Source organism: Streptosporangium jomthongense, assembly GCF_042650425.1.
Taxonomy (GTDB): domain Bacteria; phylum Actinomycetota; class Actinomycetes; order Streptosporangiales; family Streptosporangiaceae; genus Streptosporangium.
On record NZ_JBHSBC010000002.1, the window covers coordinates 17,613 to 41,795 of the forward strand.

General features: G+C 72.3%; 23 protein-coding genes and 1 riboswitch. Of the genes, 8 read left to right on the top strand and 15 right to left on the bottom strand.

What is annotated here, in order from left to right:
* Positions 1 to 166 precede the first annotated feature (166 nt).
* On the top strand, positions 167 to 1,339 hold the full coding sequence (locus ACFOYY_RS03325; RefSeq protein WP_386187718.1) for a hypothetical protein: 1,173 nt from the start codon (positions 167 to 169) through the stop codon (positions 1,337 to 1,339).
* A gap of 58 nt (positions 1,340 to 1,397) precedes the next feature.
* Here ACFOYY_RS03325 and ACFOYY_RS03330 read toward each other — a convergent pair whose 3' ends face one another.
* Together ACFOYY_RS03330 and ACFOYY_RS03335 are read right to left on the bottom strand one after the other, a co-directional pair.
* Positions 1,398 to 1,757, bottom strand: a complete 360-nt coding sequence (locus tag ACFOYY_RS03330; RefSeq protein ID WP_352011842.1) for an indolepyruvate ferredoxin oxidoreductase subunit alpha — start codon at positions 1,755 to 1,757, stop codon at positions 1,398 to 1,400.
* Between the two features lie 19 nt (positions 1,758 to 1,776).
* Positions 1,777 to 2,769, bottom strand: a complete 993-nt coding sequence (locus ACFOYY_RS03335; RefSeq protein WP_352011843.1) for an NAD(P)/FAD-dependent oxidoreductase — start codon at positions 2,767 to 2,769, stop codon at positions 1,777 to 1,779.
* A gap of 241 nt (positions 2,770 to 3,010) precedes the next feature.
* Here ACFOYY_RS03335 and ACFOYY_RS03340 point away from each other — a divergent pair, with 241 nt between their 5' ends.
* Genes ACFOYY_RS03340 through ACFOYY_RS03355 form a run of 4 tightly spaced genes read left to right on the top strand, consistent with a single transcriptional unit; the run spans position 3,011 to position 6,891 of the window.
* The gene (locus tag ACFOYY_RS03340; RefSeq protein ID WP_386187721.1) at positions 3,011 to 4,174 is read left to right on the top strand and encodes a Rieske 2Fe-2S domain-containing protein; all 1,164 of its coding nucleotides are present in this window, start codon (positions 3,011 to 3,013) and stop codon (positions 4,172 to 4,174) included.
* A 9-nt stretch (positions 4,175 to 4,183) separates the two neighbouring features.
* Positions 4,184 to 5,131, top strand: coding sequence for a DODA-type extradiol aromatic ring-opening family dioxygenase (locus ACFOYY_RS03345; protein WP_386187723.1), 948 nt, complete (start codon positions 4,184 to 4,186; stop codon positions 5,129 to 5,131).
* Complete coding sequence (locus tag ACFOYY_RS03350) at positions 5,128 to 6,006, top strand: alpha/beta fold hydrolase (RefSeq protein ID WP_386187726.1); 879 nt, start codon at positions 5,128 to 5,130, stop codon at positions 6,004 to 6,006. The genes ACFOYY_RS03345 and ACFOYY_RS03350 overlap by 4 nt, the downstream gene beginning before the upstream one ends.
* Before the next feature lie 21 nt (positions 6,007 to 6,027).
* A complete protein-coding gene (locus tag ACFOYY_RS03355; RefSeq protein WP_386187728.1) occupies positions 6,028 to 6,891 on the top strand; it encodes an alpha/beta fold hydrolase in 864 nt (287 codons plus the stop codon).
* A gap of 3 nt (positions 6,892 to 6,894) precedes the next feature.
* Here the strand turns inward: ACFOYY_RS03355 and ACFOYY_RS03360 are convergent, their stop codons facing one another.
* From ACFOYY_RS03360 to ACFOYY_RS03370, 3 genes are all read right to left on the bottom strand, one after another.
* Positions 6,895 to 7,683 carry an IclR family transcriptional regulator gene (locus ACFOYY_RS03360; RefSeq protein WP_386187731.1) on the bottom strand — a complete coding sequence of 263 codons (789 nt, stop codon included), beginning with the start codon at positions 7,681 to 7,683 and terminating at the stop codon, positions 6,895 to 6,897.
* A gap of 88 nt (positions 7,684 to 7,771) precedes the next feature.
* Entirely contained in the window at positions 7,772 to 9,091 is a 1,320-nt protein-coding gene (locus ACFOYY_RS03365; protein ID WP_386187734.1) for a M20 family metallopeptidase, read from the bottom strand.
* A 311-nt stretch (positions 9,092 to 9,402) separates the two neighbouring features.
* Positions 9,403 to 9,987: a TetR/AcrR family transcriptional regulator gene (locus tag ACFOYY_RS03370; RefSeq protein ID WP_386187736.1), complete on the bottom strand. Its 585-nt coding sequence runs from the start codon at positions 9,985 to 9,987 to the stop codon at positions 9,403 to 9,405.
* Positions 9,988 to 10,084: 97 nt separating this feature from the next.
* Between ACFOYY_RS03370 and ACFOYY_RS03375 the strand changes: the two genes are divergently transcribed.
* Positions 10,085 to 10,726, top strand: coding sequence for an NAD(P)-dependent oxidoreductase (locus tag ACFOYY_RS03375; RefSeq protein ID WP_386187738.1), 642 nt, complete (start codon positions 10,085 to 10,087; stop codon positions 10,724 to 10,726).
* A gap of 13 nt (positions 10,727 to 10,739) precedes the next feature.
* On the opposite strand, the gene ACFOYY_RS03380 is transcribed toward ACFOYY_RS03375, so the two are convergent.
* Genes ACFOYY_RS03380 through ACFOYY_RS03390 form a run of 3 tightly spaced genes read right to left on the bottom strand, consistent with a single transcriptional unit; the run spans position 10,740 to position 13,566 of the window.
* On the bottom strand, positions 10,740 to 11,519 hold the full coding sequence (locus tag ACFOYY_RS03380; protein ID WP_386188051.1) for an ABC transporter ATP-binding protein: 780 nt from the start codon (positions 11,517 to 11,519) through the stop codon (positions 10,740 to 10,742).
* Positions 11,519 to 12,583: a FecCD family ABC transporter permease gene (locus ACFOYY_RS03385; RefSeq protein WP_352011851.1), complete on the bottom strand. Its 1,065-nt coding sequence runs from the start codon at positions 12,581 to 12,583 to the stop codon at positions 11,519 to 11,521. The genes ACFOYY_RS03380 and ACFOYY_RS03385 overlap by 1 nt, the downstream gene beginning before the upstream one ends.
* Positions 12,580 to 13,566 carry an ABC transporter substrate-binding protein gene (locus ACFOYY_RS03390; RefSeq protein WP_386187740.1) on the bottom strand — a complete coding sequence of 329 codons (987 nt, stop codon included), beginning with the start codon at positions 13,564 to 13,566 and terminating at the stop codon, positions 12,580 to 12,582. The genes ACFOYY_RS03385 and ACFOYY_RS03390 overlap by 4 nt, the downstream gene beginning before the upstream one ends.
* Before the next feature lie 193 nt (positions 13,567 to 13,759).
* Positions 13,760 to 13,882: riboswitch (cobalamin riboswitch) on the bottom strand.
* 141 nt (positions 13,883 to 14,023) lie between these two features.
* Here ACFOYY_RS03390 and alaS point away from each other — a divergent pair.
* On the top strand, positions 14,024 to 16,669 hold the full coding sequence (alaS, locus tag ACFOYY_RS03395; protein WP_386187743.1) for an alanine--tRNA ligase: 2,646 nt from the start codon (positions 14,024 to 14,026) through the stop codon (positions 16,667 to 16,669).
* 15 nt (positions 16,670 to 16,684) lie between these two features.
* On the opposite strand, the gene ACFOYY_RS03400 is transcribed toward alaS, so the two are convergent.
* Positions 16,685 to 17,422, bottom strand: coding sequence for a class I SAM-dependent DNA methyltransferase (locus tag ACFOYY_RS03400; RefSeq protein WP_352011854.1), 738 nt, complete (start codon positions 17,420 to 17,422; stop codon positions 16,685 to 16,687).
* Between the two features lie 95 nt (positions 17,423 to 17,517).
* Here ACFOYY_RS03400 and ACFOYY_RS03405 point away from each other — a divergent pair, with 95 nt between their 5' ends.
* On the top strand, positions 17,518 to 17,814 hold the full coding sequence (locus ACFOYY_RS03405; protein ID WP_386187745.1) for an ArsR/SmtB family transcription factor: 297 nt from the start codon (positions 17,518 to 17,520) through the stop codon (positions 17,812 to 17,814).
* On the opposite strand, the gene ACFOYY_RS03410 is transcribed toward ACFOYY_RS03405, so the two are convergent.
* From ACFOYY_RS03410 to ACFOYY_RS03435, 6 genes are all read right to left on the bottom strand, one after another.
* A complete protein-coding gene (locus tag ACFOYY_RS03410; RefSeq protein WP_352011856.1) occupies positions 17,774 to 18,535 on the bottom strand; it encodes a metallophosphoesterase family protein in 762 nt (253 codons plus the stop codon). The two genes, ACFOYY_RS03405 and ACFOYY_RS03410, sit on opposite strands and share 41 nt — an antisense overlap.
* A 138-nt stretch (positions 18,536 to 18,673) precedes the next feature.
* Entirely contained in the window at positions 18,674 to 19,891 is a 1,218-nt protein-coding gene (locus ACFOYY_RS03415; protein ID WP_386187749.1) for an ATP-grasp domain-containing protein, read from the bottom strand.
* A gap of 5 nt (positions 19,892 to 19,896) precedes the next feature.
* Positions 19,897 to 20,694, bottom strand: coding sequence for an inositol monophosphatase family protein (locus ACFOYY_RS03420; RefSeq protein ID WP_386187751.1), 798 nt, complete (start codon positions 20,692 to 20,694; stop codon positions 19,897 to 19,899).
* A 7-nt stretch (positions 20,695 to 20,701) separates the two neighbouring features.
* On the bottom strand, positions 20,702 to 21,943 hold the full coding sequence (locus tag ACFOYY_RS03425) for an ATP-grasp domain-containing protein (RefSeq protein ID WP_386187753.1): 1,242 nt from the start codon (positions 21,941 to 21,943) through the stop codon (positions 20,702 to 20,704).
* A complete protein-coding gene (locus ACFOYY_RS03430) occupies positions 21,940 to 23,094 on the bottom strand; it encodes a hypothetical protein (RefSeq protein WP_386187756.1) in 1,155 nt (384 codons plus the stop codon). Before ACFOYY_RS03430 ends, ACFOYY_RS03425 begins: the two co-directional genes overlap by 4 nt.
* Positions 23,091 to 24,164, bottom strand: a complete 1,074-nt coding sequence (locus ACFOYY_RS03435) for an amidohydrolase family protein (RefSeq protein WP_386187758.1) — start codon at positions 24,162 to 24,164, stop codon at positions 23,091 to 23,093. Before ACFOYY_RS03435 ends, ACFOYY_RS03430 begins: the two co-directional genes overlap by 4 nt.
* Positions 24,165 to 24,183 lie beyond the last annotated feature (19 nt).

The window sequence follows — 24,183 nt, forward strand, 5'->3', positions numbered from 1 at the left end:
CGCCGCCCCCTTTACTCCACCAAAACGCGAGAAAGGACAGCTATCCAGGAGAACGTTCTGGAATCATCGCCGTCCGTAATTTTTATGTGGTGCTTCGCGCCGGTCACCGCCACCGCCGCCTCACCGGACGAACAGCATCCGATCGGGATGCGTAGGCTTCTGCTCCATGGCACGGTTCCCGCGCGATTCGCTCGTGATCGGGTCGCTGGCCGTGCTCGCGGTGCTGGGCGTCGCCGCGGCGGGATGTTCGGGCGACGGCGCCGCGGACTCGCGGGGCGCCTCGGGGAGAGCATCGGGGCACGGCACTCCGGCCGAGGGGGGCCCGCCTCTGTCCGCGGGAGTGTGGGCCGAGACGGTCCATGGAGGCTCCGAGGTGACCAGGGTCGTCGCGGTCGCGCCCGGCGAGGCGTGGGCGGTGGGTACCGACGGTGAGCCCGTCGGCCCGTACGGCGGCAGCCTGTGGCGCTGGGACGGACACGAATGGCGGTCCACCCGCCCGCCGAGGACCCTGCGGTATCCCACGGTCGTTTCCGGAACGGCCGCGACCAACGTCTGGATCTTCGACCAGGACGCGGACATGTGGCGCTGGGACGGCCGCCGGTGGACAAGCCGGGGAAGACCACCCTGGCCGCGCTCGGCCCGCCTGAACGACGCCGTCGTCGCCGGTCCCGAGGACGTGTGGATCGCCGGCGGCCAGATCACCGGGACACGGCAGAATCCGCGCTGGCGCCCCCTCCCTCTCGCGCACTGGTCTCCGTCGGGCTGGGCCGAGGTCCCTGTTTCCTCGGCCTCGTCCGTGAAGAGATTGAGCGCGGCGGCCCCGGACGACCTGTGGGCACTCACCCGCGATGATCTGGGGGAGGTCTCCGCGATCGAACACTGGGACGGCCGCCGCTGGAGAGCCGTGCCCGCACCGCCGTCGCTCAGCGGTGCGAAGGCCTCGTTCCGCGACGTCGCGGCGGTGTCGGCACGAGAGGTCTGGGTCGCGGGCACGATCATGCGGCCGGGCCGCCGCCAGGCCGCACTGCTGATGCGCTGGGACGGCAGCCGATGGGACCTGCCCGGCGGCGTCCCGGAGGAGGCGATCTCGTTCGGATCCGTGGCGCCGGACGGCCATGGCGGGGTATGGCTGGGCGCTTCCAACTACGCCTACGACGAGCATCGCATTCTGCTCCACTTCGACGGCCGGTCCTGGACCCGCGAGAAGGCGCCCAAAGCCAACAACGCACCCGAGGTGTTCGACATGGCCAAGGTCCCCGGGGGAGACCAGGTGTTCGCGGTCGGTGGCAGCCCCTCCCACGACGAGGACAGCAGGGGATGGGTCTGGACGAGGTCCTAGCCTCGGCTGAGGAACTGCTCGTCCGGCCCTGGCCACCGGCTCGGCGGGCCCGGGCGGGTCACGGAAGGCCGCCGTTTCGCTTCGGGTGCGCTGTGACCAGGGGGGTGTCCACGCCGATCTCGCCGGTCGGCAGCGCGCCGCCGGGGTCGCCGAGGGGCCGGTCACGGCCGGGCAGCACCTCAAGGAAGAAGGCGCGGGAGTCCTCAAGGTGGGCGTTCAGCGTCTCGTCCCCTCGGGCGCGCCGGTCCACGACGATCGCGGAGACGGGGCACTCGACCTCGCACGCGCCGCAGTCGATGCACGCGCTCGCGTTGATGTAGCTCTTGCGTTCGCCGACATATATGCAGTCGACGGGGCAGACGTCGACGCAGGAACGGTCGAGGACGTCGATGCAGCCGGGGCCGATCACATAGGTCACGGTGGTGTCCTTTCGGGGGTCAGGGGCCGTCGGTGGAGTGGCCGGGGAACAGGGACAGGCCGGGGTCGAGGTCGACGGCCACGTGGTTCACGGCGGTGGCGGCCTCGCCGAAGCCGACGGACATCAGCCGCACCTTGCCCTCGTAACCGGCCAGGTCGCCCGCGGCGTACACCCTGGGCAGGTTGGTCCGCATCGACCGGTCGACGGCGACCGTGTGGCCCCGCAGGGTGAGCCCCCAGTCCCGCAGCGGGCCCAGGTCGCTGACGAAGCCGAGCGCGGCGATCACGTGGTCGGCCGCGACGACCGTCTCCTCGCCGGAGCGGGCCCGCAGCCGTACCTTCGCCAGGCGGCCCGCGGTGAGGTCCCCTTCGAGCGCGGTCACGCGTGTCTCGGTGTGGACGCGCGCCCGCCCGGCCCTGACGCGGTCGAGGGTCGCCGCGTGCCCGCGGAAGACGGCCCCCCGGTGCACGAGGGTCACCGAACGCGCGATCGGGCCGAGCGTGTCCGCCCAGTCCAGGGCGCTGTCGCCGCCGCCGACGACCACCACGTCCCGGCCGGTGTGCGCCCGGGGGTCGGTCACGAAGTACGACAGGCCCGTGCCGAGCCACTCCTGGCCGCACTCCAGCGGGCGCGGGGTCGGTGTGCCGATCCCGGAGGTCAGCACGACGGCGCGGGCGTTGACGACCGTGCCGTCGTCCAGCGTCACGACCGGCTCGCCGTCGCGGTGTTCGAGCCGTACGGCCCGCCTGCCCATGAGGCGGGTCGCGCCGAAGGCCGAGGCCTGCTCCACCAGGGCGGCGACGAAGTCCCTGCCCCTGACCGCGGGGAGGGCGGCGACGTCGCGGATCTCCTTCTCCGGATACAGGGCCGTCACCTGGCCGCCCGCCTGCGGCAGGGCGTCGACGACGACGGTGGACAGGCCGCGGAATCCGGCGCAGTAGGCGCCGTACAGTCCCGCAGGTCCCGCGCCGACGACGAGGACGTCGGCCGAGACGGGTGTGGGGGTGCTCACCACGGGCTCCCTGGGGGTCGGTGCGTTCTCGCAGCAGAACGTAGGCCGGGCACCCCGGTCAGGTCCCGTGGCGGGGACCGCTCACCGGACCGCCGTGCGCTTGGCCGCGCGGTCCGCTGGGTGAACCGGGTTCCTTCCCCGGGCCCCGGGCCGGATGGTCTGCTCCCGGCACCGGCGTGAGGCGACTGGAGCAGACATGACCGAAACCGTTGATCCAACCGTGAATCCGACCGTGAGTCCGGTGAGGGGGTACCGCGCGGGCAGGCTGCCGGGCCGTCAGGACTGGTCGAGCTGGCCGCACTACCAGGCCGCGGCGGCGGGCTTCCGCGGCTACTGGTACCCGGTCTGCTTCTCCTCGCAGGTCGGTGAGAAGCCGCGCCCCGTCACCCTGCTCGGCGAGCGCCTGTTCGTCATCCGCGACCGGGGCAGGGTGTACGGCATGCGGGACCGGTGCCCCCACCGGGGGGTTCCGCTGAGCCACGGCGACAAGCAGTTCCCCGGGACGATCTCCTGCGTCTACCACGGATGGACCTTCGACCTGGAGACGGGCGTCCTGAAGGCCGCGATCACCGACGGCCCGGGGTCGCCGATCTGTGGCAAGGTCACCCAGCCGACCTACGACGTCGAGGAGCGCCTGGGCCTGGTCTGGGTGTACGTCGGCGACGGCGAGAGGCCGCACCCGATCGACGAGCAGCTGCCGGAGGAACTGGTCGGCAACCCGGCGGTCGTGGGCCAGCGGATCCAGGCGCGCGCGGGCAACTGGCGGTTCGCCTGCGAGAACGGCTACGACGAGGGGCACGCCAAGTATCTCCACCGCACCGCGCTGTGGCGGCTGTTCAAACCGATGCCGGTCTGGAACACCACGAGCATCGTCAGGCGCGGACGCTGGATCTACCGGGTGCAGCGGGAACAGTTCTGGGAGGCGGACTTCCCCGGCCTCGGCAGGTGGTCGGGGACGGCGTGGTACAAGGCCCGCCCCCCGAGGACGGTCCAGAACATCGGCAACACCGCCTCGCACCGCCGGGTCAACCCCACGATCGCGGCCCAGGAGTTCCCCGGGTTCGCCTCGGTCGGCATGCCGGGCGTCCTGCGGATCGTCTACCCGACCTTCATCCACTACGAGTTCTACGTGCCGGTCGACGCGGAGAACCACCTGTACGTCGGCATGCTGGCCGACTTCAGCAGGGGTGTCCGGGCGCTGCCGTTCTACGCCAAGTATCTCGGCGCGGTGCGCTGGCTCTTCCACGGCCAGTTCTCCGGCCAGGACAAGTGGATGGTCGAGGTCACCGACGCGCCGCCGGAGAAGCTCTACCGTCCCGACGACTCCCTCCTGCGGTGGCGCAAACTCGCCGAGGACACCACCGAGGAACGCCTCGAACGGCTGCGCGCAGGGAACACGGACTGAGGGCCGGATATGTCTGACATCGTGCTCGGGGTCGGGGCGTCCCACTCGACCCTGATGAACACGCACTGGGACCGGGTCGTGCACACCGACCGGGCGGAGGCCTTCCGCGACGCGCTGGAGACCGCCAGACACCGGGTGGCGCTGGCGCGCCCCGACGTGGTGGTGATCGTCGGGTCGAACCACTTCCGCGGCCTCTGGCTGGACCTGGTCCCGGCCTTCACCGTGGGCGTCGGCGAGGTCGTCGCCACGGGGGAGGCGGGCACCCCCAAGGGGCCCCAGCGGACCGACCCCGCCTTCGCGCGGGCGCTGGCGGCCGACCTGGTCGAGGCGGGCACCGAGGTGGCGATCTCGGCCCGGCTGCAGATCGACCACGGGCAGTCGCACGCGATCCAGTACCTGCTCGGCGACCTGGAGGTGCCGGTCGTCCCGCTGGTCGTCAACGTCTTCGCCCGGCCGCTGCCCATACTGGCGCGCTGCGTCCGGCTGGGGGAGAACCTCGCCGGGGCCGTGGGACGGATCGCGGGGGACCGGCGCGTGGTGGTGGTCGCCTCGGGCGGGCTGTCCCACCGGCTGCCGTGGCCGAGCGACTGGGCGGACCCCCAGGACGACGACGAGGCCTTCCTGGTCGACGCCTGGACCAACGGGCGGGGCGAGTGGGAACGCTACGACAGACGGCGCAGGGAGATCATCGTGGCCGCCCGCCCGACGATCTTCCCCGAGTTCGACCAGGCCTTCCTCGACGACCTCGCGGGCGGCCGTCTGCGCCGTTACGCCTCCCTGACGACCGCCGAGGTGGAGGAGGCGGCGGGCAACGGCGGCCAGGAGCTGCGGAGCTGGCTGGTGATGGCCGCCGCGCTCGGCTTCGTGCCGGGCACGCCGCTGGTCTATGCGCCCATGCCCGAGTGGCTCACCGGGATGGGCGTGGCCGTACTCGACCCCGCGGGAGGTCACCGATGACCGGCATGCCCTCACCGGCGGCGGGCGTCCCGCCCGAGAGCCGCTTCGCCGACGCGGACGGCGTCAGGTACCACTTCCACGAGCTGGGGGAGGGGCCGGACACGATCTTCCTGCACGGCGGTGGCCCCGGGTGCACCGGCTGGAGCGACTTCGGGCCCGTCGCGCCGTACTTCTCGGCCGGCCGGAGGTGCCTGATCGTGGACATCCTCCAGTACGGCAAATCCGAAAAATGCCGAATCAGTGGGCCGATGTGGGACTTCCATGCCGCGAAGACCGTCGCGTTCATGGACGTCCTCGGCGTCGAGAGGGCCGACTTCGTCTGCAACTCCTGGGGCGGCACCATCGCGCTGTGCCTCGCGGCCCGATACCCCGACCGTGTCCGCTCCCTCGTGGTGACCGGCAGCATGCCCGTCTTCTACGGTCCTCTGGCGCCCCTGCCGGAGCGCGGACACCGGGGCCGCGCCGCCCGCGACGTCTACTACGGCGGGCGGGGACCGACCCGGGAGAAGATGCGCGAGCTGATCACCCGGCTGGAGTGGTACGACGCCGCGCGCCTGCCCGAGGAGACCGTGGACATGCGCTGGCGGCAGAGCCTCGACCCAGGGGAGCGCGAACTCGCCGCGATGACGGACTCGCCCCGGGGCGACTGGCAGGACCTCACCGCCGAGCTCGGGCTGGTCGAGGCGCCGGCGCTGTTCATCTGGGGGCGTGAGGACGCCTTCCTCACCCCCGACTACCCGCTCATGCTGTCGCGGATGCTCAGGCGCGGAAACCTGCACGTCATGGACCACGTCTCGCACCACCTGCAGGAGGAACGGCCCGCCGCCTACCACGCCGTCGTGGACGGCTTCCTGCGATCCGTCGACCACCCCTGAACGACCATGGAGGAGAACCCCATGACCACCACCATCTGGACCGAACTGACCGGTCTCGACTTCCGGGTCACCACCGTCGACGCCGGGGGCGTCCCCACCCGCTCCCTGCAGGCGGGGACCGGTGAGCCGGTGATCTTCCTGCACGGAACCAGCGGCCACCTGGAGGCCTTCGCCCGCAACCTCGGCGCCCACGCGGACCGCTACGCCTGTCACGCGATCGACATGCTCGGCCACGGATACACCGGCATGCCGGACTACCCCTACGAGATCCCCCGCTACCGCGACCACCTGCTCGCCTACATGGACGCGGCCGGGATCGAGAGCGCCCACATCGTCGGAGAGTCCCTCGGCGGCTGGGTCGGGGCGCGCACCGCGATCGACGCGCCCGGGAGGGTGGCCTCCCTGCAACTGCTCTGCGCCGGGGGCACCGTGGCCAACCCGAAGGTCATGGAGCGCATCCGCACCTCGACCAGGCAGGCGGTCACCGGCGACGACATCGACCTGACCAGGCGGCGGCTGCGGCTGCTGATGGCCGACGCGAAGGACGCGACCGAGGAACTGGTCGCGGTCAGGCACGCCGTCTACCACCGGCCGGGCTTCGCCGCCAACATCGGCAACCTGCTGTGCCTGCAGGACATGGAGACCCGGCTGCGGAACATCCTGCGCCCGGAGGACCTCGCCAGGCTCGACGTGCCGACCCTGATCGTGTGGGGCCGTGACAACCCCTTCGGCGAGGTGCCGGAGGCGGCCGCCATGCACAGGGCCATCGCGGGCTCGGAGCTGGTGCTGTTCGACGAGTGCGGCCACTGGCCCCAGCACGAGCAGGCCGTGCGCTACAACGGGCTGAGCCTGGCCTTCCTCGCCGGGCACCCGATCTCCGCGTAGGCGTCAGCCCGTCGCCTGGAGCGTCCTGGAGACACCGAGCGCCGCGGTGCGCAGCGCGGCCGTGAACCGGCCGTGGTTCATCCTGAAGGTGGGCGCCGTGATCGACAACGCGCCCGCGAGCGCGCCGGTGTCCCCGAAGACGGGCACGGCCAGGCTCGTGTAACCGAGCCTGGTCTCCTCGGCCTCGACCGCGAGGTGCTCCGCCCTGACCCTGGCGATCTGGGCCTGGAGCAGCCCCGGCTGGGTGATCGTCCGGTGCGTCATGGGGGTGAGGCCGCGCCGTACGACCTCGTGGAAGAGGGCCGGAGGGGAGAAGGCGAGGATCACCTTCCCGGTCGCGGTGCAGAACAGGGGGAGCCGCCCGGCGACCCGGGACTGCTTGCGCAGGCCCCGGTGCACCATGAGCTTCTCGACGTACAGCACGTCGAGGCCGTCGTGGATGGCGAAGTGGACGGTCTCGTGCGTGGCGAGCAGCAGATCCTCCATGTACGGCAGGGCCGCTTCCCGCAGGATCCGCTGCCTGGGCACCCGCTGGCCGATCTCGAAGAGCCGCAGCCCCAGGCGGTAGTGGCTGCCCGCCCGTTCGAGCACTCCCCAGCCGAGCAGCTCCTGGGCGATCCGGTGCACACTCGCCTTGGCCACCCCGGTGCGCCTGACCAGCTCGGACAGGGACAGGGCGTCGTCCTCGGCCGTGAAGGCCTCGATGATCAGACGAGCCTTGCCCAGGACGGAGTTCATCGCCTCGGCGTTGCCCGGCGTCGATCCGGCGCGGGCGAACGGGAGCACCGTCATCGCAGGGACCTCCCAGGTGGTTCGGAGACCTGTGAGGAGTAGTTTGGTGCGTTCCATTCGAAATAGCTACCCTCTGTGACCGATGTGGTCATATGCCCACCTCCGTGCGGGACCTGGTGACCGTGTTGACGGCGACGCGGACCAGCAGCCGGGTGAGCCGCTCCATCTCCCTGACGTCGGCGGTGTTCATCCCCAGGGAGAAGTCGAGCCCGGCGATCTTGGGCATGCCGATCCGCACGGTCGGCACCCCCCGCCCCCGCAGGATGTTGGCGTCGGTGGCGCCGCTGTTGCCGAGGGCCACCTCGTGCGGACGCCCCTCGGCGGCCTCCCAGGCGGCGACGGCCTCACGGGCCACCCAGCCCCCGGGGTCGGAGGCGGTGCCGGGTACGGCGAGCACCATCTCGAACGTCACCGGGGCGCCGGGCAGTTCGGCGCGGATCTCCTCGATCGCGGCGCCGAACTCCCGCTTGGCCTCCATGGGGGTCGTGCGCGGGCTCAGCCGCAGGTCGACGAGCAGCCGGCACACGGCCGGGGTCACCGCGGCCCGGTACGGCCAGCCCCCCTCGATCGCGGCGACGACGCCCTGCGGGGCGACCGTCCCCTCGGTGTGCCGCTCGGCGTACCCGGCGAACCACCGCTCAAGCCGTACGGCCACCTCGCCCGCCCTGGCGACCGCGTTCTCGTACGGCAGGCGGTGCCGTGAGCCGGCGTAGGTGTGGACGCCGTGGACGACGACCTCGAACCAGGCCAGCCCGACCTCCTCCCAGCAGACCGTCCACCCCGGCTTGGCGATCACCGCGAAGTCCGCCCAGAGCCCCTGTTCGAGCAGGTAGGAACAGCCGACCCCCTGCCCGACATTGCGCCGTCCGGCGCCGGGCGCCGCGTTGGCGGGCATGCCGCCCGACCCGAAGGCGACCAGCAGGTCCCCGGCCAGCGGCAGCCCGGCCCGGTGGACGGCCTCGGCGGCCATCAGCACGCAGGCGGCGTGCCCCTTCGGGTTGCCCGCGCCGAGCCCGGTCACCAGGTCGCCCTCGACGCGGGCGGCGGGGCGCATGTCGGGGCGCAGCGCGGGGCCGATCCACGGGACGTCCTCGTCCTCGCGGCCGGTGGTCAGCGTGTCGATCGGCGCGTACAGCATGAGGTCGGGGCCGCCGCCGTCGCCGCGCAACCGGCCCCACGCGTTGGCCTGCCGGTCGTCGAGCGGCTGGACGGCCGCCGTGACACCGGCGGCGGTCAGGGTGGCGGCGATGTGCTCGGCCAGGGGACGCTCGCCGCCGGTGGGGCTGGGGATGTCCACCAGGCCGCGCAACAGCTCCCGCAGCCGGTCGCCCGTGACGTGCCGCCAGGCCGCGGCGACCAGGTCGCGCCGGTCCCCGTCGAGCCCGTCGAGCCCGTCGGGCGCGTTCACCGGTTGATCCGGCGGACCTGGGTGTTGACCCGCCTGGCGAGCAGGCGCCACAGCGGCGGCAGCGCCGCGACGACGGCCGCGCAGACCAGCAGGACCAGCAGGGGACGTGGCATGGGGATCTCCTTGACTCGTCCCGCGTGGGACCCCCGGCGCGTGGCCGGGGGTCCCACGCGGGAGCCGTTTCCGCCCTGCCGAGATGATCCGCCGGCCGGAGGGGAACCGCCCATGGAAACGTCCCGCTCAGCGGGACGCCCACACGGAATCGGCGTACGGCGACGCCACGGTGAAGATCTCTATCCCATAAGTGGTCGTCACACGGTGAGCCGTTCGAGGAGGGTGTGGGCGAAGGACGCCGCGGCCTTCTCATCGTCGCGGTCGCCGGGCGGCGTCATGTGCCCAAGGAAGGCGTACTGGAAGCAGGCCCCGAGCAGCAGCCCGGCGGCGGCGGTCACGTCGGTCTCCGGCCGCAGCCGTCCGAGGTCCCGTTCGGCGCTCAGGTAGGCCGCGACGGCCTCGTTGACCTTGTGCGGACCGGCGCCGTGGACACGTAGCTCCTCCCGGTGCGCGGCGAGGGTCGCCGGATCGGCGAACACCGAGGCGAGCATCGGGAAGCCCTCGCCGTAGAAGGCGATCGCGGCTTGGGCCAGCGCGGTGAGGTTGCCCAGGAGCGTGCCCGTGCCCGCCCCGCCGTTCAGCGCCTGCGCCAGCCGGGTGAAGCCGGGGGAGCGTTCCCGCATCACCGCCACGAGCAGGTCGGCCTTGCCCGCGAAGTGCTTGTAGAGCGTCGCCTCGGTGAACCCGGCGGCCTGCGCGATCTGACGGGTGGTCACGTTGGCGAGGCCCCTTTCGGCCATCACCGCCGTCGCCGCGTCGAGGATCACGTCCCTGGTGCCCATCTCGGTCCCTTTCTGGCTGGGCGTCGCTTGACGAGGTTAGTGATCGCTCACTAACCTCCAAGGGTTAGCGAACGTTTACTAACCACATGGAGTTTAGATGAAGCTGACCGTGTTCGGAGCGACCGGCGGTACCGGGCGGCACGTGGTCGAGCAGGCCCTCGCCGCGGGCCACCACGTCACCGCCGTCGTGCGCGACCCGGCCCGGCTGACGTCCACCGGCCACCCGAGGCTTGAGCCGGTCGTCGCCGACGTCATGGACACCGCGGCCCCGGAGGCCGTCGTCGCCGCCGTGACCGGCGGGGACGCCGTGATCTCGGCCCTTGGCCCCCGGCCGGGAGGCGGCGGATCGGTGTGCGCGGACGGCGCCCGCGCGATCATCGCCGCGATGCGCGCCGCGGGGACCCGCCGCCTTGTCGTCGTCACGGCCAGCGGCCACATCGTCGACAGCGGCGACGGACCGGTCAGCCGCCTGCTGGTCAAGCCGATGCTGCAGCGCCTCCTGCGTGAGGGGTTCGCCGACTTCGTCCGCACCGACGACGCCGTCCGCGCCAGTGGCCTGGACTGGACCATCATGCGTCCGCCCCGGCTCACCGACGGCAGGCGCAAGCCGTACCGCACCGCCGTCGACGTCAACGTCAGAGGGGGCATCCTCATCTCCCGCGCGGACCTCGCCGACGCCATCCTCGCCACGCTGGCCGTCCCCGAGACCGTCGGCCACACCGTCTCACTGGGCTACTGAGGCGCGGAGCCCCTCACGGCGCGTCCCCCTCGGTGATCAGCGTCACCTGGGGGACGCCCGTCCTCGGATGCGCCCCGACCTCGGCGTCCACCCGGTAGACGTCCCGCAGCAGCTCAGGCGTCAGCACCTCGCGCGGGGTCCCGAGCGCCACGACCGCGCCGCCGTCCATGACGCACAGGCGGTCACAGAACGCGGCGGCCAGGTTGAGGTCGTGCAGTGCGATCACCGCGGTGATCCCGAGCCCGCGCACCAGGCGCAGCGCGTCGAGCTGGTGGCGCAGGTCGAGGTGGTTGGTCGGCTCGTCCAGCACCATCACCTCCGGCCGCTGCGCCAGCGCCCGGGCGATCAACACCCGCTGCCGCTCCCCGCCGGAGAGCCGGTCGAAGGGCGCGTGGGCCAGATCGGCCACGTCCAGCCGCTCCAGCGCCTCGGCGACGATCGCCCGGTCGGCGGGGGAGTCGCCGTCGAAGGCCCGTTTGTGCGGGGTACGTCCCATGGACACCACGTCGTGGACGCTCAGCCCGAAGTCGCCGCCGCCATCCTGAAGCACCGCGGCCAGCCGGCGGGCCAGCCATCTGCCCGGCATCCGCCACACGTCGTGCCCGTCGAGGAGCACCTGCCCGGCGGTGGGGCGCAGCACCCGGTAGAGGGTCCTCAGCAGGGTCGACTTGCCCGCGCCGTTGGGCCCGGCCAGGCCGAGCACCTCACCGGGGGCCACCTCGAACGTCACCGCGCGCACCAGGTCCCTGCCGCCGATCCGCACCGAGACCTCCCGTACGGCCAGAGCGCCCATCAGGTCCTCCTGCGCATCAGCCACAGGAAGAACGGCCCGCCGACCAGCGCCGTGATGATCCCCACCGGGATCTCCTCGGGGGTGATCAGCGTCCTGGCGACCAGGTCGGCCGTGATGAGGAACGCCGCCCCGAGCAGCGCCGTGGCCGGAAGCGCCCGCCGGTGGTCGGCCCCGACGAGCAGCCGCACCACATGGGGCATGATCAGCCCGACGAACCCGATGGCCCCGCTGACCGCGACGACGGTGCCGATCACCATGGCCACCAGCACGAACAGCGCCGCCCTGAAGCGGTGCACGTCCAACCCCAGGGAGGCGGCGGCCTCCTCCCCGGCCAGCAGCAGGTTCAGCGGGCGCGAGACGCCCAGCAGGACGACGGTGCCCGCCGTCACGGCCGCCGCGGGCACCCACACCGTCGTCCACGTCGTCCCGGCGACGCCGCCGAGCATCCAGCGGACGGCCGACTGGGCCCGGTGCGGGTCGTCGGAGGTCACCACCAGGAAGCTGGCCGCCGCCGAGAGCACCTCGGCCGTCGCCACCCCGGCCAGCACCAGCCGTACCGTGGTCATCCGCCCGCCGGACCGGGCCAGGAAATAGACCGTGACCAGCGCCGCCAGCGCCCCCGCGAACGCGGCGACCGGCAGTGAGAACGGTCCGAGGAAGGTCAGGCCGAACACAGTTACGCTCACCGCGCCCACGCTGGCGCCGGAGGAGACGCCAAGCAGCATCGGATCGGCCAGCGGGTTGCGCACCAGCGCCTGCAACGCCATCCCGCAGACCGAAAGACCGGCGCCGATGACCCCGCCCAGGATCACCCGCGGCAGCCGTACGTCCATGACGACGGTCTCCCTGACCGGGGACCAGACCGGTTCGGCCAGCGCGGGGTGGAGGCGGTGCAGCAGGATGCCCCACACCTGTTCGGCGGGCAGGCTGATCGAACCGGCCGCGACCCCCGCCGTGACCGCCCCGCCGAGCAGCAGCGCGCACAGCGCGAGCGTCAGCGGGTACGGCAGGCCGGGGCGCCGGGTGACGGGCGTCGTCCGGGAGAGCCCGGTCAGGCCGCTCACTCGAACCGGTCGGGGTGGATCTGCCGGGCCAGCGACTCGACCGCCGACGGCGCCCGGACCCCGAGCACGACCGACGACAGCGGCAGCACCGCGAACCGCCTGTGCCTGATCGCCGGAACGTCGGCGAGCGCCGGGTTCGACAGCAGGAACCTCTTCTTGTCCTCGACCTTCTCCTCGCCGTAGTCGTAGACGACGATCCAGTCGGGCGCGCGCTCGGCGACCTGCTCGAACGACACGTCGGCCCACGTCTTGTCCACGTCGGTGAAGACGTTCCGCGCGCCCGCCAGCGTGATGATCTCGTCGCCGACGCCCTTGCCCCCGGCGGTGAAGGCGGTCTTGTCGCCGCTGTCGTAGACGAACAACCTGACCGGCTCGACGTCGGCGAGCCTCTCCCTGACCCGCGTCAGGGGCTCGTGCAGCCGGGTGATGAGCGCCTCGGCCCGTTCGCGCACGCCGAAGATCGTGGCGACGTTGCGGATCTCCCGGTCCATCAGGTCCATGTCCACCGGGCCTGACGGGCACTGCTCGACGTTGAGGTAGGTGTCGATCCCGGCCTTGCCCAGCGCGTCGCGGCCGCGGCCCTCCTTCTCGTCGAAGGCGCTGGAGAAACCGCCGTAGACGAAGTCGGGCTCCTCGGCCAGCAGCGCCTCGTAGGAGGGGTACTGCCTGGAGAGCACCTTCACCCCGTCGTAGGCGGCCTGGTACTCGGGCAGGACCTTGTCGTCGAGATATCCGGTGCCGGCCATCGACCCCTGCAGTCCCAGCGCCAGCATCACCTCGGTCGCGTGCTGGTTGAGGGAGACCGCCCGCCGCGGCGGGCGGTCGTAGGTCGTCCTGACGCCGCAGTCGTCGAGGGTGACCGGGAAGCCCGCGACGGCCCCGGCAGGGGCTTCAGCCGGGGCTCCGGAGGAGGCGCCGCAACCGGCCAGGAGCACGGCGCAGGACAGGGCGAGCAACAGGGACAGGGGACGTCTGACCGTCACGGACGGTTCCTCTCACGGGATCTGCACCATGGGACGGCCCTGCCGGAAGGTCACGGAACCGGCCAGGAGGTCGTCTCCGGGCACACGTCGGCGCGGAGGGCTCGTGCGGTCGTCGCCACGCGAGGTCATCCATCGGCCGACCCGCTCCTCTCCGGGGAGATCCGCCCCAGTTCGTCGAGGAGGCGACCGCGTGAGTCTCCTGGCTCTCGGGTCGATGCTCGCCCCCGTCTTCCCACCCCGCAGGGGGCGGTGACCTCGTGGGGGTCCGCTCGCCGATCACAGTGGCGGGACCGCGCCGGATTCGCACCGGCTTCCTCGTCCGCGCTCGCCTTCGCCGGTCATCATTGCACGAAGCCGTTGATGCGCTGAAGATGGCCTCCGGTTCCGGCGGCGGCTGTACGATGCCTTGTTGCAACAAATTTGCAATTGCAAAGACTGGCGGTATTCGGGAGGGCAAGTGCGGACGGCGGAGGTCAAACGGCGGTTCCTTGAGCACTTCGCGGCGGCGGGGCACACCGTGGCCGCCAGCGCGCCGCTGCCCGCCGACGACCCGACGCTGCTGTTCGTCAACGCGGGCATGGTGCCGTTCAAGCCCTATCTCCTCGGGCAGCGGACACCGCCGTCCCCCCGGGCGGCCAGCGTGCAGAAGTGCATCCGCACCCTCGACATCGACGAGGTCGGCAAGACCACCAGGCACGGCACGTTCTTCCAGATGAGCGGCAACTTCTCCTTCGGCGACTACTTCAAGGAGGAGGCGATCAGGCTCGCCTGGGACCTGACGGTCAAGCCTCGGGCCGAGGGAGGCTACGGCCTCGACCCCGACCGGATCTGGGCCACCGTCTACCTGGACGACGACGAGGCCCACGCCCTGTGGCAGGACGTGATCGGCCTGCCGGAGGCCCGCATCGTACGGCGCGGCAAGGCCGACAACTTCTGGTCCATGGGCGTCCCCGGGCCGTGCGGGCCCTGCTCCGAGCTCTACTACGACCGTGGCCCGGCCTATGGGCGAGAGGGCGGGCCCGAGGTCGACGAGGACCGTTACCTCGAATTCTGGAACCTTGTTTTTATGCAATACGAGCGGGGCGAGGGCGTCGGCAAGGAGGACTACCCGATCCTCGGCGAGCTGCCCTCCCGCAACATCGACACCGGCATGGGCCTGGAACGCATGGCGGCGCTGCTCCAGGGCGTCGACAACCTCTACGAGACCGACGAGACCCGGCCCGTCCTGGACGCCGCCGCGGCGCTGACCGGAACCAGATACGGCGTGCGCTCCGGGCCGTCCGCGGCCGAGAGCCACCCCGACGACGTCCGGCTCCGGGTCGTCGCCGACCACGTCCGCACCGCGCTCATGCTGATCGGCGACGGCGTCACCCCCTCCAACGAGGGACGTGGCTACGTGCTGCGCCGGATCCTGCGCCGGGCGATCCGCGCCGTCCGGCTGCTCGGCTACGAGGACCCGGTCCTGCCCGAACTGCTGCCGGTGGCCCGCGACTGCATGGCGCCCTCCTACCCGGAGCTGGCCGCCGACTTCGACCGAATCTCGGCCTACGCCTACGGCGAGGAGGAGACCTTCCGCTCGACGCTGCGCCAGGGCAGCGCGCTGCTCGACCGGGCCATCATCCGGACCGGGGAACGGCTGCCTGCGGCCACGGCCTTCAAGCTGCACGACACCTACGGCTTCCCGATCGACCTGACCGTCGAGATCGCCGCCGAACACGGCCTCGACGTGGACGTCACCGGGTTCAGGGAGCTGATGGCCGAGCAGCGGCGCCGCGCCCGTGAGGACACCCGCGCCAGGAAGACCGGCCACGCCGACACCGGACTGCACCGCGCCCTTCTCGACGAGCACGGCCCCACCGACTGGCGGGCGTACACGACGCTGACCACCGACTCGACGGTCCTGGCCGTGCTCCGCGACGGGGCGCCCGTGGCCACGGCCGTCGCGGGCCAGATCGTCGGCGTCGTCCTCGACCGCACCCCGTTCTACGCCGAGTCCGGCGGCCAGGAGAGCGACGCGGGAACCCTGCACGGCCCGAGCCTGTCCGCCGAGGTGCTGGACGTGCAACGCCCCGTCCCCGGGCTGGTCGTGCACCAGGTGCGCGTCCTGGACGGGGAACTGGCGCCGGGACAGCCCGTACGCGCCCAGGTCGACCCCGAGTGGCGCGCGGGCGCCCGCCAGGCCCACTCGGCGACCCACGTCGTGCACGCCGCGCTGCGCGCCACGCTCGGCCCGGCCGCCCTGCAGTCCGGCTCCTACAACCGGCCCGGCCACCTGCGCCTGGACTTCTCCTGGCGCGGTGCCCTGCCCGCCGGAGCCCGCGGGGAGATCGAGGACGCCGCCAACGTCGCGATCCGCGGGGACCTGCCGGTCGAGGTGCGCCACATGCCCCTTCGGGAGGCCCGTGAGATCGGGGCGCTGGCGCTGTTCGGCGAGACCTACGACGAGACGGTCCGGGTCGTCGAGATCGGCGGCGCCTGGTCACGGGAGCTGTGCGGCGGCACCCACGTCGACCGCTCCTCCCAGATCGGCGGCGTCGCCGTCACCGCCGAGTCGTCGGTCGGCTCGGGGCAGCGCCGCATCGAGGCCGTCACCGGCATCGAGTCCTTCCGCTACCTCGCTCGCGAGCGCGACCTCGTCTCCCGGATCGCCGAGCAGTTCAACGCCCCCCGCGCGGAGGTCGCCGACCGGGTCGCCGCCCTCGCCGAACGCCTCAGGGAGAGCGAACGTGAGACGGCCAGGCTCCGCGACCGGCTCCTGACCGTCGAGGCCGGTCAGGTCGCCGCGACCGCGACCGTCCACGGCGACGTCCTGCTGGCCACCGGCACCACGGAGACCGACGCCCGTCTCCTGGCGGAGCGCGTCGGCACGGCGCTGCCCGAGGACCGGCCGGGCGTCGCCGCGGTGCTGTCAGGAACGGCCCTCGTGGTCACCGTGAACGCCGCGGGCCGTACCCGGGGACTGGCCGCCGCGGACCTGGTCAGAGCGCTGCCCGAGGGCCGGGGCGGCGGCAACGCCGAGACGGCCCAGGGCCGCAGGCCCGCCGACCCGGACAAGGCCCTGGCCGCCCTCGCCGCCCTCCTCACGGACCGGACGCCGGCGTGACCGGACCGCCCCGGCTCACCCGGCGTGTTCGTAGACGCTGACGTGCCGCCGGCTCGTGGCCGTGTACGGCTCGTGTTCCCAGCCTCCCCAGCGCTCGCGCAGCCGGAGACCCGCGATCCTGGCCATGAGATCGAACTCCGGCGGATGGGCCAGGCGGAGCCTGATGGGACTGAGGACGATGCCCTCGGCGCTGATCCTGACGTGGTTCTCGTCGAGGATCTGCGTCACCGGGTCGTAGCGGCACACGTCCAGGCCGACGTGGTCGACCCCGACGTGCTCGGCGTCGACGTACTGGTGACGAGGGCGCGCCGGGGCGGTCGGTATCCGGCACTCCACGACGAACACCCCGTCCTCGGCCAGGTGCCGGGCCGCGTTCTCGAAGCAGCGGACCTGGTCGTCCTGGGTGAGGAGGTTGCCGATCGTGTTGTACACCAGGTAGACCAGGCCGTAGCGGCGTCCGGTGGTGACGGTGGACATGTCGCCCATGGTCACCTCGATCAGGTCGCCGCCCGGCTTCTCGCGCATCCGGTCCACCATGTCCGGTGAGAGCTCGACGCCGTCGACCCGTATCCCGCTTCCGGCCAGCGGCAGGGCGACGCGGCCGGTGCCCACCGCGAACTCCAGTGCGTCACGCCCGGCAGCGAGCCCGGCCAGGAACGCGACCGTCCGCTCCTCGTCACCACGGGTGTCCTCGGCGTCGTAGCGCATGGACACCTCACGGCCGAAGCTCGTGCGCGGATCGAACCCCTCCATGTCCTCTTCCTCTCGCTCGGTCCGGCGCTCCCCGCCCCGGAGGAGCCCACGTGAGAAGTCCACGCCACCCGGCGCGAACGGCCAAGCAACGCAGGGTGGGGTTTAATGAATCGGCTCCGCCCCCGGACGCCACCGCCCTGGCGGCGCTGCTGGGCGCGCCCAGGGCCACGTTGCTCGGCCTGCTTGAGGAGCCGTCGCCGACGGTCGAACTCGCCCGCCGCATGGGGGTGACCCCGAACGCCGTCTCCCAGCACCTGCGCGTGCCGTACGGCACCGGCCTGGTCACCCGGGTCCGTGACGGGCGGCACGTCCTGTACCGCAGAAGTCCCCTCGGTGACCGGCTGGTGGCGTTCAGCAGGCCGTACGGCCGTCGCGCGGGCCGAAGGCGGTGACGGCCTCGGCGTCCGTCGTGACGGCGTGGATGTAGTGCTCGGCCCACGAGCGGCAGTCGTGGTAACCCGACCTGCGCACCACGGACTCCACGGCGTCGTCGAGGTCGAACGGGGTGCGGCGGATCTGGACCTGGCCGTCGCGCAGCAGCAGCCAGTGACCGCCGGTGCGGCCGTAGGGCATGCCGATGCTTCCGGCGTTCACCACGAGACGCTCGTCCACGAGCCGCATGTACGGCATGTGCGTGTGCCCGCACACCACGGTGCGCACGTCGCCGGGCAGGTCGGCGAAGACCTCCGCCCAGCGCTCAAGCCGGGTGTCGACCAGCACGACCTCGTTGTCGTCGCGCGGGGTCCCGTGGCAGAAGACGACCTTGCCGAAGCCCTCGACCTCCATGGTGACCGGGTGGGGCAGGTCGGCCAGGAGCTTGACGTCCTCGTCGCGGAGCTGCCGCGCGGCCCACAGGTCGATCTCCCAGGCGTCCTCGACGCCCTCTCCCCGCGCGAACGCGACCAGGTCGCGGTCGGCGTTGCCGCGTACCAGGACCGCCCTGTCGCCCAGCTCGCGGAGCCGGTCGAGCACCTCGACGGGCTGGGGGCCCGCGGCGTGGTCGCCGGTGACGACGATCCTGTCGGCGGCCATCACCTCGGGTTCGGCGAGCACGGCCTCAAGCGCGGGCAACACCCCGTGAATATCGGACAGAACAGCGACACTTGCCACCATCGAATGTCCTTTCTGGCCGCGTCGGGTACGGGTCTCAGGTGCTTTTCTACACGGCCGCCGCGGCCGGTCGCCAGCGGACCGGCCGACCGGCCGGAAAAAGCCCTGAACGACACATGTGACGATGATTTATCGGTGGAATCATTCTGTTGTCACCAGACGATATTCGGACAGCGCGTTTTCCATGCGCTCCCTGACCTCTTTCGAATCCCTTCCCGCTATGTGCAGATATCCGGTGCAGGCGTTCGAGGCGCGCGCCGGTTCGAGACGGTCGCCGACCGAGGCCGTGACCTCGCCGGAGATGACCCCGGGAAGGGAAAGAAGGTCTTCTATGGGGGAGATGTCCAGCACGCGGCCACGGCGGGCGGGAAGGAGAAGATCCCCGACCGACCTGTCGAGGGTGTACGCCAGTTTCGGACGCCGTCCCACATAGACGTCCGCGACGGCGGCCAGCATGTCGAACCCGTGGGAAAGGCCGTGGTTCTCCGGCAACCAGGCCCCGCTCAGCCGCGCCGCGATCTCACCCATGACGTGGGAACCGTCCGGCCGGAGAAAGAACTCCGCGTGGAGATAACCGTCGCGATAACCCAGCGCGTCGGAGATCCGCTGCGCCACCTTCCTCGGCTCGAGGGGCTTGGGCTCCGACGGCGCCAGGGTGATGTCGGCGTTCATCGCGCCCTCAAGCGTCTCCAGCATGGGGGCCGGGTTGACGGCGACGAAGGCGTCCTGGACCTCGCCGCGGTGCACGAGGGCGCACAGCTGGTGCTCGGTGCCCGCCACGTGTTCCTCGACGATCCACCGCCGCCGGGGCCGTACCGCCATGATCCGGGCGGCCGAGGTCATCTCGTGGGCGTGGAACCTCCAGACGTCCACGCTGGAGCCGGAGACGGCCGGTTTCACCACGACGGGCCATCCGTGCCGGTCGGCGAACGCCCGTACCTCCTGCGCCGAGGTGACGGCGCGCCAGCGCGCCGCGGGCAGCCCGGCGGCGGCGAACAACTCCTTCATCGCCACCTTGTCCGTGACCAGGCGGACCTGGTCCCGGGTCATGTGCGGCAGCCCGGCGAACGCGGCGAAGCGGTGCGTCAGCGGCTGGAGCGTCTCGTCGGGGTTGCAGAAGTGGGTGGGGACGGCCCCGAGCCCGGCGGCCCACTTCTTGTAACGGGTCACCTCCCCGGCCAGCGGCCGGTCCTCGTCGATCACGAAACAGGGCACGCCGTCCGGCACCGTACCCGCCGTGGCCCCTGTGCACAGCAGCACCGTGCCGATGTCCGGCCGCTCCAGCAGGTGACGGGTGAAACGCCGCCTGCGGCTCGTCACGAGCAGCAGCACGGGCCGCCCGGCGCGGGTGTGGGCCATTCCCGTCACCCCACCACGTGGCGGTGCTCGGTCAGGAGGCCGAGCAGCGCGCGCACCACGGCCGGTTCCCCGGCGATGTCGATCCGGGTGCGCCGCAGGGAGCGGCCGCGTGTCACGGTGCCGCCGCCCGCGCGGACCAGGCCGTGTCCCGCCGCCGTGTCCCACCACGGGAGGGCGACCGCGATGTGGGCGTCGAGGGTCCTGGCCGCCACCCTCAGCAGGTCACAGGCCGCCGAACCGGTCCGCACCACCTGGTAGCGCCTGCCGACGAGCCGGAGGATGCCGTGGGCCTCCTTGAGCTCCTCGGCCCCGTACGGCAGCGCCACGGCGACCCGGACGTGCCGCTCCGCAGGGCCCGGCGACCGGGTGAAGCTGCCGTCGAGCGAACCGTCGAGCGTCGCCATCCACTGCCCGTCGGAGGGCCGGACGATGACGGAGGCCAGCCAGCGCTCGCCGGAGACCGCCGCGACGCTCACCGCGTAGTGGGGCGAGGCCCGCACGAAGTTGGCGGTGCCGTCGAGCGGATCGACGATCCAGGTGACCCCGGAACGCCCGGCCTGGTAGCCGGACTCCTCGGCCAGGACCGCGTCGTCCGGCCTGGCCGTGCGCAGCAGGTCCATGATGACCGACTCCGACCTCAGGTCCGCCTCGGTCAGCAGGTCCTGCTCGGTGCTCTTGCGCGTGACCCGGTAGGTCTCCCGCGCGGTGTCCTCGATCTCCGCCGCCGCGCGCCGGGCCACGACGAGAGCGAGCCTTTCGATGTCCAACCCGGTGTCCAACCCGGTGTCCGACTCGGTGTCCAACGCCGTCTCACCCCCGCTCCCGGCCGCGCAGCCGCCGCAGCGTCAGCTCGATCACCTCGTCGAGCCGGGCCTGGACCTGCGCCTCCGTCTCACCGCGTACGGTCACCGTCACGGCCGCCTGGTTCCAGGCCGCGGGCCGCGGCATGACGTCGCCGACCTGGAAGCGCAGCTGGGTGTCGATGATCCAGTCCTCGGCCGGGGGCGTCAGGTCCGTGTCGAGCCGTCCTGCGGGGGCGTAGACCAGCGCGTAACCGGTCAGGTGCGGGGCCGGTTCAGGGGGCCGGGGAACCTCCAGCCCCAGCTGGGAGCGGATGACGACCTCGTCGAGGTTGACACCGGTCCGGGACAGGAAACCCGGGATGATGCCGCCGCCGCCCGCGCGGCCGCCGATCTCACAGAAACAGACCTCGTCCCCGGAGCCCCCGGAGCCCTGAGTGAGGAAGACCTCATGGTGGGTGACGCCGCTGAAGTCGGGGTAGCAGGCGAGGACCCGGCGGTTGAAGGCGAGCAGCTGGTCGAGGGTCGCGCCCGGCCCCACGGCCACGTCGCGGAACGCCTCCAGGCGGCGGTAGGACGTCGTCTCCTCCACGCTCCGCCCGGCCACCGCGGCGAGCGGCACCCCGTCACGGACGACGCTGTCGATGTGGAACAGCCGCCCGTCGACACGTTCCTCCACCTCGTAGCGGGCCAGCTCGTCCTTGGAGGTCGTGGCGGCGAACCGGCGGACGTCCTCGGCGTCGTCGAGGAAGACGATCCCGGCGGAGCTCTCCCCGCGCCGCGGTTTGGCCACCACGGCGCCGTGCCTGCGCAGCAGCTCCAGGGCGTTCGCCTCGGTGAAGGGAGCGAAGTCGGGGACGCGCACGCCGCGCTCCCGAAGCCGCTCCTTCATGACCACCTTGTCCCGGTACCCCAGGACCTGGTGCTCCGTCGGGCCGGGCACGCCCAGCCGGTCCCGCATCCTGGCGGCGGTCAGCAGCAGGCCCTCGCTGATGGCGACGATCCGCTGGGTCGGGCGCTCCGAGACGCCGTCCAGGAAGTGCGCGGCGGCCTCAAGGAGGGTCTCGTCACCGCGCGGGACGCCGACGACGCCCGCGAGTTCGTCACCGCGGGCCTGGTCCAGCTTGCGGATGTCGGTGACGAGCCGGACGCGGTTGCGGGAGGCGGGCAGGAAGGCACGGCCGTCGGTGTCCCGGTAGTACCGGTAACCGATGTGGTCGAGGACGAGGGTCTGTACCGGCTCATCGCTCATCGTCGGCTGTACTCCGCGTATCGGGCGGCGAGTTCCGCCGCGGCCTGCCCGGCGTCGTCGAGCGCGAGCTGCTTGCAGTGGTATCCGAGCTCCGCCCGCATGATCTCCGTCGACTCCTCGGTGAACTCCACCAGGCCGTCGGCCCCTATCCGGGCGATTCCGTCGTGACGCTGGCCGTCGAGGTTGATCTCCACGGCCTCCTTCTCCGACAGCCGGGGCGGCAGGTCGAGCTCCGTGCCGTCCGGGGTGATCCTGACCGGGTAGCCGCCGGGCAGGCCCGCCCAGCCGGGGGCGTGCACCTCGGCGCCGGTGCCGGTGGCCAGGGGCTCCAGCACGCTCAGGGCCGACGCCGCGGTCATGACCTGCCCCTCCCGGCCGCCGGTACGGCGGTACTGCGTACGCATCAGGGCGAACATGACGTCCTCGGGAGGCAACGCCGCCGTGACGTCGGCGCCGTCCCGCCAGAACGTCAGGTGGTAGGCGGCGCCGCCGCCGTCCCCGGTCCGGGAGAGCCGGTGCCCGACGAAGTGGTGCGCCACGAAACGCGGCCGTACCTCCTCCGGCGGGCAGCCGAGGTGCCGGGCCGCGATGGCCCGCAGCGCGGGGACCGAGTTGGCCACGTTGCCGATGCCCAGGTGGGGGCTCAGTCCCACCCCGGCGAGCGCCGGGTGCACGGCGTCGGGGTAGGCCGCGTTGACCACGACCGCCGGACTGCCGGCGAGCCGTACGGCTCTCATGAGGCCGAGCACCGGGGACAGGTGCATCGGGAGCCACGGCCCGAAACGGGCGGCGCCGACACGTGCGAAACGGTCCCGGGGCAGTTCGGAGAGCACGTGCCAGGACTGCAGGCTGGCCGCGGCGAACACGATGTCCGGGGCGAACCCGGCGAGGGCCTCCGCCGTGCGCGCGGTGTCGTCCAGGTCCGCCACCAGGGGCTCGACCGGCCAGTGCCTGCCCAGCTGGGCGGCCGAGAGCGCCACCATGTTGGCCGTACGGACGACCGCCTCCCCATCACGTCCGAGGATCGCGAGACGGCGGGGGGACGGCGCGTTCGCCAGCCCGTGCAGCACCCGTACGGCGAGGTCGCCGCAACCGGCCACCAGGACACGGACGGGGCGGTCCCCGGCGGGGACGAGGGGCGGGGGCGTCATCGCGGGTCACCCGCCGCCCGCCCGACCAGGCGCGGGACGAACCGCGAGGTGTTGGCGGCCAGCAGGTCAGGGGGGCAGAGGTCCGAGAACTTCGCCAGCCAGCCACCGGACTCCACGGTGTCCCAGTGGGGGTAGTCCGAGCCGAACAGGATGCTCTCCGCGCCGAGCTGACGAGCGGCCCACAGCACGTGCTCCTCCCCGGGGTCGGGCACCACGGCGAAGTGCTCGCGGAAGGTCTCGACCGGGTCCGGCACGTCCCCCGCCAGCCGCCTGGTGTGGCTCGCGAGCCGTCCGAGCACGCTGGGAATCCAGGCGATGCCGGACTCCAGCATGACCACCCGCATGCCGTCGGGCAGCCCGTCGGGGCGGGTGACCAGGTCGGCCAGCGCGATCATCTGCTCGCCCATGTGCCCGAAGGCGTGGGTCATCGCGTAGTCGTCGTAGGCGTCCGCCAGCGGCGACCACTGGTGGCAGCCGGTTCCGCCGTGCACGGCCAGCGGGAGCCGCAGCCGCGCCGCCGTGCCGAGCAGCGGGGCGAGGTCCGGGGAGTTCAGCCGCGCCGTGGCGGTGCGGGCGGTCGGCCGTACCACGACGGCGACCAGGTGCGGGTCGTCGGCGTACCCCCGCAGCGTCTCCTCGCTCCACTTCGGGTCCTCGGCGGAGGCGAGGAAGGCCCACTTCAGGGTCAGGCGGGACCGGGCGCAGGCCCGCGAGGCCAGCCGGTTGTACCCGTCGAGCAGGCGCAGGCGCGTCTGCTCGTCCTCGACGGCCTGTACCGACAGGCCGACGAACCCGGGCTGGAGGACGGCCGCGGCGATGCCGTGTTTGCCGGTGAAGACGGCCCTGTCCTCGTCCTGGCCCGGCCCGATGAGGTGGCCCAGGCCCTTGGGGTTGCCGTGCCCGGGGCCGCTCGGCTTGGGGAAGACACGGTCTCCGAGCCGGAGCCGTGTCACCCCCGCCTCGACGACCACCTCGGGGCGTTCGGCGGCGGTGAACCCGATGTCCTCCCAGATCTCGGGAAGGTGGTCGGTGAAGTGCGTGTCACAGTCGTACAGTCCGGCGTCGGGCACGAGATCTCCAGCTTCTGTG

Bases quoted from the DNA above. Each gene is read 5' to 3' on its own strand.
- ACFOYY_RS03410 (WP_352011856.1), bottom strand. From the start codon at position 18,535: ATGGTGGCAAGTGTCGCTGTTCTGTCCGATATTCACGGGGTGTTGCCC.
- ACFOYY_RS03415 (WP_386187749.1), bottom strand. From the start codon at position 19,891: ATGGCCCACACCCGCGCCGGGCGGCCCGTGCTGCTGCTCGTGACGAGC.
- ACFOYY_RS03380 (WP_386188051.1), bottom strand. From the start codon at position 11,519: ATGGGCGCTCTGGCCGTACGGGAGGTCTCGGTGCGGATCGGCGGCAGG.
- ACFOYY_RS03400 (WP_352011854.1), bottom strand. From the start codon at position 17,422: ATGGAGGGGTTCGATCCGCGCACGAGCTTCGGCCGTGAGGTGTCCATG.
- ACFOYY_RS03425 (WP_386187753.1), bottom strand. From the start codon at position 21,943: ATGAGCGATGAGCCGGTACAGACCCTCGTCCTCGACCACATCGGTTAC.
- ACFOYY_RS03360 (WP_386187731.1), bottom strand. From the start codon at position 7,683: ATGACGGTGCTCCCGTTCGCCCGCGCCGGATCGACGCCGGGCAACGCC.
- ACFOYY_RS03325 (WP_386187718.1), top strand. From the start codon at position 167: ATGGCACGGTTCCCGCGCGATTCGCTCGTGATCGGGTCGCTGGCCGTG.
- ACFOYY_RS03345 (WP_386187723.1), top strand. From the start codon at position 4,184: ATGTCTGACATCGTGCTCGGGGTCGGGGCGTCCCACTCGACCCTGATG.
- ACFOYY_RS03350 (WP_386187726.1), top strand. From the start codon at position 5,128: ATGACCGGCATGCCCTCACCGGCGGCGGGCGTCCCGCCCGAGAGCCGC.
- ACFOYY_RS03430 (WP_386187756.1), bottom strand. From the start codon at position 23,094: ATGACGCCCCCGCCCCTCGTCCCCGCCGGGGACCGCCCCGTCCGTGTC.
- ACFOYY_RS03355 (WP_386187728.1), top strand. From the start codon at position 6,028: ATGACCACCACCATCTGGACCGAACTGACCGGTCTCGACTTCCGGGTC.
- ACFOYY_RS03370 (WP_386187736.1), bottom strand. From the start codon at position 9,987: ATGGGCACCAGGGACGTGATCCTCGACGCGGCGACGGCGGTGATGGCC.
- ACFOYY_RS03375 (WP_386187738.1), top strand. From the start codon at position 10,085: ATGAAGCTGACCGTGTTCGGAGCGACCGGCGGTACCGGGCGGCACGTG.